Annotated in this window: 5 protein-coding genes and 2 pseudogenes; 4 read left to right on the top strand and 3 right to left on the bottom strand. The window is 66.1% G+C overall.

Annotated features, from left to right (window positions below; translation table 11 throughout):
• Positions 1-18 precede the first annotated feature (18 nt).
• A pseudogene (locus Q1A87_RS01995) lies at positions 19-277 on the bottom strand (transposase); the annotation flags it as partial.
• 237 nt (positions 278-514) lie between these two features.
• Between Q1A87_RS01995 and Q1A87_RS01990 the strand changes: the two are divergent.
• From Q1A87_RS01990 to Q1A87_RS01975, 4 genes and pseudogenes are all read left to right on the top strand, one after another.
• Positions 515-785 (top strand): annotated as a pseudogene (locus Q1A87_RS01990) (IS5/IS1182 family transposase); the annotation flags it as partial.
• A 475-nt stretch (positions 786-1260) separates the two neighbouring features.
• Entirely contained in the window at positions 1261-3348 is a 2088-nt protein-coding gene (locus tag Q1A87_RS01985) for a hydantoinase/oxoprolinase family protein (protein ID WP_299646501.1), read from the top strand.
• Positions 3345-5066 (top strand): hydantoinase B/oxoprolinase family protein, encoded by a 1722-nt coding sequence (locus Q1A87_RS01980; protein ID WP_299646499.1) that lies wholly within the window; start codon positions 3345-3347, stop codon positions 5064-5066. Before Q1A87_RS01985 ends, Q1A87_RS01980 begins: the two co-directional genes overlap by 4 nt.
• 82 nt (positions 5067-5148) lie before the next feature.
• The gene (locus tag Q1A87_RS01975) at positions 5149-5982 is read left to right on the top strand and encodes an NAD(P)-dependent oxidoreductase (RefSeq protein WP_299646497.1); all 834 of its coding nucleotides are present in this window, start codon (positions 5149-5151) and stop codon (positions 5980-5982) included.
• Positions 5983-6107: 125 nt separating this feature from the next.
• Here Q1A87_RS01975 and Q1A87_RS01970 read toward each other — a convergent pair whose 3' ends face one another.
• Positions 6108-6233, bottom strand: a complete 126-nt coding sequence (locus tag Q1A87_RS01970) for a hypothetical protein (RefSeq protein WP_299646495.1) — start codon at positions 6231-6233, stop codon at positions 6108-6110.
• A 4-nt stretch (positions 6234-6237) separates the two neighbouring features.
• Positions 6238-7458 carry a formate dehydrogenase subunit gamma gene (locus Q1A87_RS01965; RefSeq protein WP_299646493.1) on the bottom strand — a complete coding sequence of 407 codons (1221 nt, stop codon included), beginning with the start codon at positions 7456-7458 and terminating at the stop codon, positions 6238-6240.
• Positions 7459-7482: the final 24 nt, after the last annotated feature.

The raw sequence follows: 7482 nt of genomic DNA, 5'->3' as shown, positions 1-7482 counted from the left end.
GCGTAAGCCCTACGAAGCATCGTTCTCCAGCGTCAGCTCGCCGATCTTCGCATGCAACGTCTTCACGTCGACAACCGGGGTGCCCTCGGCGGCCGGCGCGATCCCGAACACCCCTGAGGCCCCCTCAAGGAGCTGAGTGCGCCACTGCGTGATCCGGTTCGGGTGAACGTCAAACTGCTCGGGCCAGCTCGGAAAGCGTCCGCTCTCCCTTATGGGCCGCAAGCGCCACCTTCGCCTTGAACGCCGGGCTGCGGTTCCGGCGTGGTCGTCTCGTCATGGTCCCTCCTCGCTCTCGGCATCATGCCGATCTTGCGCGGATCATCCACTCATAGCCCCTGTTCAGATTTCCCCAGCCATCTCTCATGGAGCTCGACGGGATGGGTCTGCTCATGAGGACGATCTACCACAATGAATTCGCGAGGAATCCTTCCGGGTTTGCGTAACAAAGCCCATTGCACCTGCTCGTCCCCTCTCGGGATCATGCTTCGCATGACCCTTCCGGGCAGTGGACAGCCGCCGCATCGCGCAGCCGTGGAAGAGAGACAGTCCTGGGGCGGCAGGCCGGAACGAAGCCCTTCGGGCCATCAAGAGTCTCGGCCGGACCATCTGGCGACGGTGGAGCGGCTACCATCGCCGAAGTCGCGTTGAGACGAAAATGCACTGCATGCAGCTACTCGGCCAGAAGCTCTTTGCCCGCGACTTCGACAGACAAACCGCCGAACTCCAGATCCGCATAGCCATCTTCAACCGTGATCGGTATACCGGTCACACAACCCGTCGGATGACATTGGCGAGGGAAAGGGGAGGTCCGGTCTTCTGACGTTCCGTGCAACAGAGCCCTTCGGACCCATTCCCTCGTCCTCAATCCGGCTCGAAAGCCTATTTCAGGAAGGACCACTTTTCAGGGTTCTGGCCATAGCAGGAGCTTCAGGTAGTCCTAACTACGCCAAATGCTCTCCGAGGATTGGGGAGTGCCTCGGCCAAGGAAGTTGCCAAACTCCATCGCGGTCGTACACGTCGATGGCAACTTCGACCTACGTCGCTATGGCAGCGCGATTTTACTTTACTTCCTTAGACGCTACCGATGGCGCGTTAATAGTGCGGGAGGCGTCGATCGGTCGACTGCAACCTTCCTTACCGTCAATGAACAATGGAGTATCGTTGCTTAAAATCGACTGATCAGCCTCCCGGAAAACTGGAACGGTTCACGTTCTCACAAGGCGGGCGTAGCGTGCAGCGACACCATTCGGAGATCCGCTGATGCCCCAAACCCCGATCCGCCTCGGTGTCGATATCGGCGGCACCTTCACTGATGTCGTGCTGGAGCATCCGGGCGGGCGAGCCTCGACCAAGGTGCTGACGACGTACGCCGCCCCCGAGGAGGCCATCGCCGAGGGGTTGCACCGCGTCTGTGCCGAGGCTGGCATCGCAGCGGACGCGATCACACAGGTCATCCATGGTACGACGCTTGCCACCAACGCCCTGATCGAGCGGAGGGGGGCGAGGACCGCGCTCATTACCACGCAGGGCTTTCGTGACGTGATCGAGATGCGGACCGAGAGTCGGTTCGAGCAATACGACCTCAACCTCGTGCTGCCCGAACCACTCCTGCCACGGAACTGCCGCTATACGGTCGCCGAACGAATGGATGCGGAGGGCGGCGTGCTGATCCCGCTCGAAAGGGGCGAGGTGGAGGCACTCGTGGACGCGCTGGCCCGGGCGGGCTACGACAGCGTGGCGGTCGGCCTGCTGCATTCCTACGTCAATGATGCGCATGAGCGCCTGATCGCGGAGGTGCTGGCCGAGCGGATGCCGGGTGCGATGGTGTCGATCTCTTCCGAGGTCTCACCGCAGATGCGTGAATACGAGCGCTTCAACACCACGATCGCCAATGCCTACATCAAGCCGCTGATGAAATCCTATCTCGGACGGCTCAAGGATCGACTGGAGACTGAGGGCGCCGATTGTCCGGTCTTCCTGATGCATTCGGGGGGAGGGATCATGTCGCTCGAGAGCGCGGCGGAGTTCCCTGTTCGTCTCGTCGAGTCCGGGCCAGCGGGGGGCGCGATCTTCGCGGCCGACATCGCGGCGCGGCACGGCCTTGATCGCGTACTCTCCTTCGACATGGGCGGGACGACCGCCAAGATCTGCCTCATCCGCGACCGCACGCCGAAAACCGCGCGCGTCTTCGAGGTGGCGCGGACCTACCGCTTCAAGAAGGGGTCGGGCATGCCGATCTCCATTCCCGTCATCGACATGGTGGAGATCGGGGCGGGCGGCGGCTCGCTCGCGCATGTCGACGTCATGGACCAGATCCGCGTGGGCCCCGAAAGCGCCGGGTCCGAGCCCGGCCCGGCCTGCTATGGCCGGGGCGGCGAGCGGCCGGCGGTGACCGACGCGGATCTGGTGCTGGGCCGGCTCGACCCCGGCAACTTCGCCGGTGGCTCGATCCCGCTCGACCCGGACGCGAGCCGCCGTGCGCTCGATGCGGACATCGGGGCACGTCTCGGCATGGACGCGACGGAGGCCGCTTGGGGCCTCGCGGAGGTCGTGGACGAGAACATGGCCAACGCCGCCCGCGTCCATGCGGTCGAGAACGGCGAGGACCTGTCGGCTTACACGATGATCGCTTTCGGTGGCGCCGCGCCTCTTCACGCCGCGCGACTCTGCGAGAAGCTGGGGATCGACCGCTGCCTCGTGCCCGAAGGCGCGGGCGTCGGGTCCGCCATCGGGTTCCTGCGCGCGCCGTTCAGCTTCGAGGCCAACCGCTCCGTCTTCCTGCGGATGTCCGAGTTCGACCCGGAGCTCGTGCGGACCCTTTTCGCGGAGATGGAGGCGGAGGCGACGGCCTTCGTGCGCTCCTGCGACGGGGCGGCGGAGATCGGGTCCGACCACAAGGTCTACATGCGCTATTCCGGGCAGGGCTGGGAGATCCCCATCGCGCTGACGCCGGAGCAGGTCGCGTCCCCCGACGCCGCGACCTTCCTCGACCTGTTCGAGGCGGACTATACCACCCTCTTCGGTCGCCCGGTGGCGGGACTGGAGGTCGAGATCGTCGTCTGGTCGGTCAACGCCCATACCGAGGCCGCGAACGTCGAACGACAGGGGGAGACGCACCCGGCGGGCGCCGCGACGCCGGACGGCAGCCGCGACCTCTTCGACCCGGCCAGCGGCACGCGAGGTCCGGCCGCTGTCGTCGTGCGCCGGGACATGGCGGCCGGACAGGTCGCGGAGGGCCCCGCCATCGTGACCGAGGCCGAGACCACCGTGATCGTTCCAAGGAGCCGTGAGGTCTTCGCCCATTCCGACGGGACGCTGGACGTCCGCACGAAGGAGATTGCCCGATGAACGCCCCGACACGCGAGCGCAGTCAGGTCGCCAACCAGGTCATGTGGAACCGCATGATCTCGATCGTGGAGGAGCAGGCGCAGGCGCTTGTCCGCACGGCCTTCTCCACCTCCGTGCGCGAGGCGGGGGACCTCTCTGCCGGCGTCTACGACGACGCGGGACGCATGCTGGCACAGGCGGTGACCGGCACACCGGGCCACGTCAACGCAATGGCGGATGCCGTGGGCCACTTCATCCGGCGCATCGGCCGGCAGACGATGGAGGAGGGGGACGTCTACCTGACAAACGATCCATGGGAGGGCACGGGCCACCTCCACGACATCACCGTCGTCTCGCCCTCCTTCCACGAGGGACGCCTGATCGGCTTCTTCGCCTGCACCGCGCATGTCACTGACGTCGGCGGGCGGGGCTTCGGCGTGGACGCGAACTCGGTCTACGAGGAAGGGCTCTACATCCCCATCATGCGCTTCGCCGCGAAGGGGGAGGTGGACCGGACCCTTCTCGCCATCGTCCGCGGTAACGTGCGCGAGCCGGATCAGCTCGTCGGCGACCTTTATGCGCTCGCCACCTGCAACGAGATCGGGCATCGCCGGCTGATCGACATGATGCGGGAGTTTGGCCTCGCGGACCTGTCGGGTATCTCCGACTTCATCCTGAGCAATTCGCGCCGGGCGACGCTCGAACGGATTGCGGCGCTGCCGCCCGGCTCGGCGGAGGGGCAGATGCGGATCGACGGCTACGCGACACCGGTCGACCTGCGGGTACGCGTCACGATCGAGGCCGGCCGCATCCTGTCCGACTGGTCGGGGACGAGCGGGCCGGATCGGAAGGGCATCAACGTGCCGCTGGTCTATACCAAGGCCTATACCTGCTATGCGCTCAAATGCGCCATCGCGCCGGAGATCCCGAACAACGCGGCCTCGCTCGAACCCTTCGAGATCACCGCGCCGGAGGACACCATCGTCAATGCGCGCCACCCGGCACCGGTCGCGCTGCGCCACGTCATCGGACACATGGTGCCGGACACGGTGTACGACGCGCTCGACCGACTCTTGCCCGACCTTGTCCCGGCAGAAGGAGCGGGCAGCCTCTGCAACTTCCAAGTCAGCCTCCGGCCGCGCACCGACGCGCCGGCCCCGGCGGGCCCCCGGCGGGCCGAGGTCCTCACCTTCAATTCCGGCGGCTCCGGTGCCCGGCCTGGCCTCGACGGGATGAACGCGACGGCGTTCCCCTCAGGCGTGATGACCATGCCGGTCGAGGCGACGGAGCAGGTCGGTCCCGTTCTGATCTGGCGCAAGGAGTTGCGTCCCGATTCCGGTGGCGCGGGTCGGCAGCGCGGCGGACTCGGGCAGTTCATGGATGTGGGCGCGCGAGAGGGGCACGAGTTCGACATCTCCGCCATGCTCGACCGCGTCGACCATCCCGCGCGGGGGCGCCGCGGCGGACAGTCTGGCGCCCGGACGATCATCGAACGCGACGACGGCGCGCCTATGCGCGGCAAGGGCCGGCAATTCGTGCCGCACGGCCGGATCGTGCGCATGGCCTTCCCCGGCGGTGCCGGCTACGGCGACCCGGCGGAACGCGACCGCGCGGCCATCGCGCGCGATCTGGCGCTGGGCTACATCAGCGCGGGCTATGCGCGGGCGCAGCATGGCCTGACCGACGAGGAAATCGCGGAGATCCTGGCGTTGGCGGCGGGCGGAGCGGAGATGCGTTGACCCGGCCGCAGGGCCTGTCACACATCGATGGCGACGCGGCTGCCGCACAAGCGGGGCCAGAATCTGTAGAAGGGAATCCGACATGAAGATCGTCCTCACCGGCGCGGCCGGCCGCCTCGGCTCCTACCTACGGGAGCCGCTGACCCGGCTCTGCGACGAACTGGTTTCCTCCGACATCGCCGAGGAAATCGGCAAGCTCTACGAGGGCGAGACCTACGTCCGAGCCGATCTGGCCGAATACGACCAGATCCACGCGCTTCTCGCGGGAGCGGACATGGTCGTCCATTTCGGCGCCGTCGTCGACGAGGCGCCATTCGAGACGCTGCTGGGGCCGAACTTCGTCGGCGCCTACAACGTCTGGGAAGCGGCGCATCGCCACAAGCTGCGCCGGGTCGTCTATGCCTCCTCGATCCATGCGGTGGGCATGTATTCCCGGCGGGAGCATATCGGCACGGACGTCCCGCACCGGCCGGACACGTTCTATGGCCTCGCCAAGTGCTTCGCCGAGGATCTCGGACGGATGTACTGGGAGAAGCGGGGGCTCGAATCCGTCCACCTCCGCATCCTTTCCTGCGCGCAGGTCACGTCGCCCCGCGCACTCGGCACCTGGCTCAGCTACGACGACCTGATCCAACTCGTGACGCGGGCGATCGACACGCCGACGGTAGGATTCTCCATCGTCTACGGCGTCTCGAACAACGATCGGACACCGGTGGACAATTCTGACGCCGCCTATCTGGGCTACCGCCCCAAGGACAACGCCGAGCAGTTCGCCGACACGATCCTCGCTTCGGGCGAGCCTTCCGACCCGACCGACCCGGCACAGATGTGCCACGGCGGGCCCTTCGCCAAGGTCGATCTCGGTGAGAGCGGTCTGGCGCAAATGACGATCGTGGACGATCGCAAGATGGGCTGAAGCGGAGGGGCCGTGCACCGTATGCGACGCGGTCCCGGTCCGGCGAAGGACGAGGTTTCGTCGTCGCCCTCAAGCTAGCAGATACGCGTCCTGTCCACTCGGTATGGTCGCTGTCTGGCTCGAACTTAGTCCAGACGCACATTCTCCGCCGATTGTTGCTCGGCGGAGCTGAAGGGCAGGGCATCGAACGTGTATTGCGCGACGAAGGCGATCAGGATGGCGACGGCGAAAGCGCTGAGCATGGTCTTCATCGGTTTACTCCGCAGGTGTCGCATTGGCATCGGGCGAGCCGGTCTGCTTCCGCCGGGGATCGTCACGCTCGGCCAAAGCCTTCTCGGCCCAGATCGAATGGTGTTCCCGCGCCCATTGCTCCTCGACCCGGCCCTTGCCCATCGCGTCGTAGGCGCCCTCCATCCCGATCGAGCCGAGATAGATGTGCGCGAAGATGATCGCGATCAGGACGAAGGCCACGATCCCGTGCCAGAGTTGCGATAGCTGCATCTCCTCCTGCGGCGCGAGATCGGCCGGCAGGCCGCCGAACAGACCTCCAACGCCCCAATCGTTCAGGTGAGCGAAGGTCGTCCCGAAAAGCGGCATCTCGAACGGGAAGAGGAGGGACAGGCCTGACACGCTGATCGAGCCGCCGAGGATGATCACCGACCAGAAGATCGCCTTCTGGCCAGCGTTGAACTTCTTTGCGGGAACATGGCCGCCGCCGAAGATGCCGCCGCCGCGCTTGAGCCATTGCCAGTCGGTTCGGTCGGGAATGTTCTGCAGGACCCACAGGACGAAGACCATCACGAGGGCGAGCATGAAGGCCCAGCTAATGTTGTTGTGGACCCATTTCGATACGATCGCGACCGGCGCCCAGACCTCGTGCCCGAAGAGCGGAATGATCGCCACCCGCCCGAACAGGACGAGAAGCCCCGTGATCGCCAGCGCGATGAAGCTGCCGGCAAGGAGCCAGTGGGCGAAACGCTCGTAGACACGGAAGCGGACGAGGGTGCGTCCGGTGCGCGGGCCGTCGATCCGGATGCGGCCACGCAGGAGGAAGAAGATGCCGAGCGCGCCAAGTGTAAGCAGTAGCAAGGCGCCACCCCAGAAGCGCAGCGGCCCGGCCCGGCGTTCGAGCCATTCCATTCCGCCCGTCTGGATCAACGTAGTCGCCGCCGGCCCCCGGATTTGTGAACGCATGTCGAGGTCGTCGTAGCGTACGCCACGCCAGATGCCGGGATCCGACCAGTCGGCGGGCCGCCCCACCGTACCATCGACGGCAAGTCCCGTCCCGTCCTCGGCAGTTTCGTTCGGTATGCCTTCCCGGTCGCGCACGGCCCGGACGCTCTCGTCACCATCGGCCAAAGCTCGTTGCCGGGCCATGATGTCCTCGACCGTCTGGCTGCCGGACGGTACGAAATCAGCCTCCTGCGCAGCGGCGGGCAGGGCGAGGGCAAGGAGGAGGAGTAGGGCTCGGATCATCGGTCGGTTCCCGCTCGGTCAGGT

The organism is uncultured Jannaschia sp., assembly GCF_947494055.1.
Taxonomy (GTDB): domain Bacteria; phylum Pseudomonadota; class Alphaproteobacteria; order Rhodobacterales; family Rhodobacteraceae; genus Jannaschia.
Note: the sequence above shows the minus strand (reverse complement) of the source record. Positions and strands in the feature narration are given on the sequence as shown.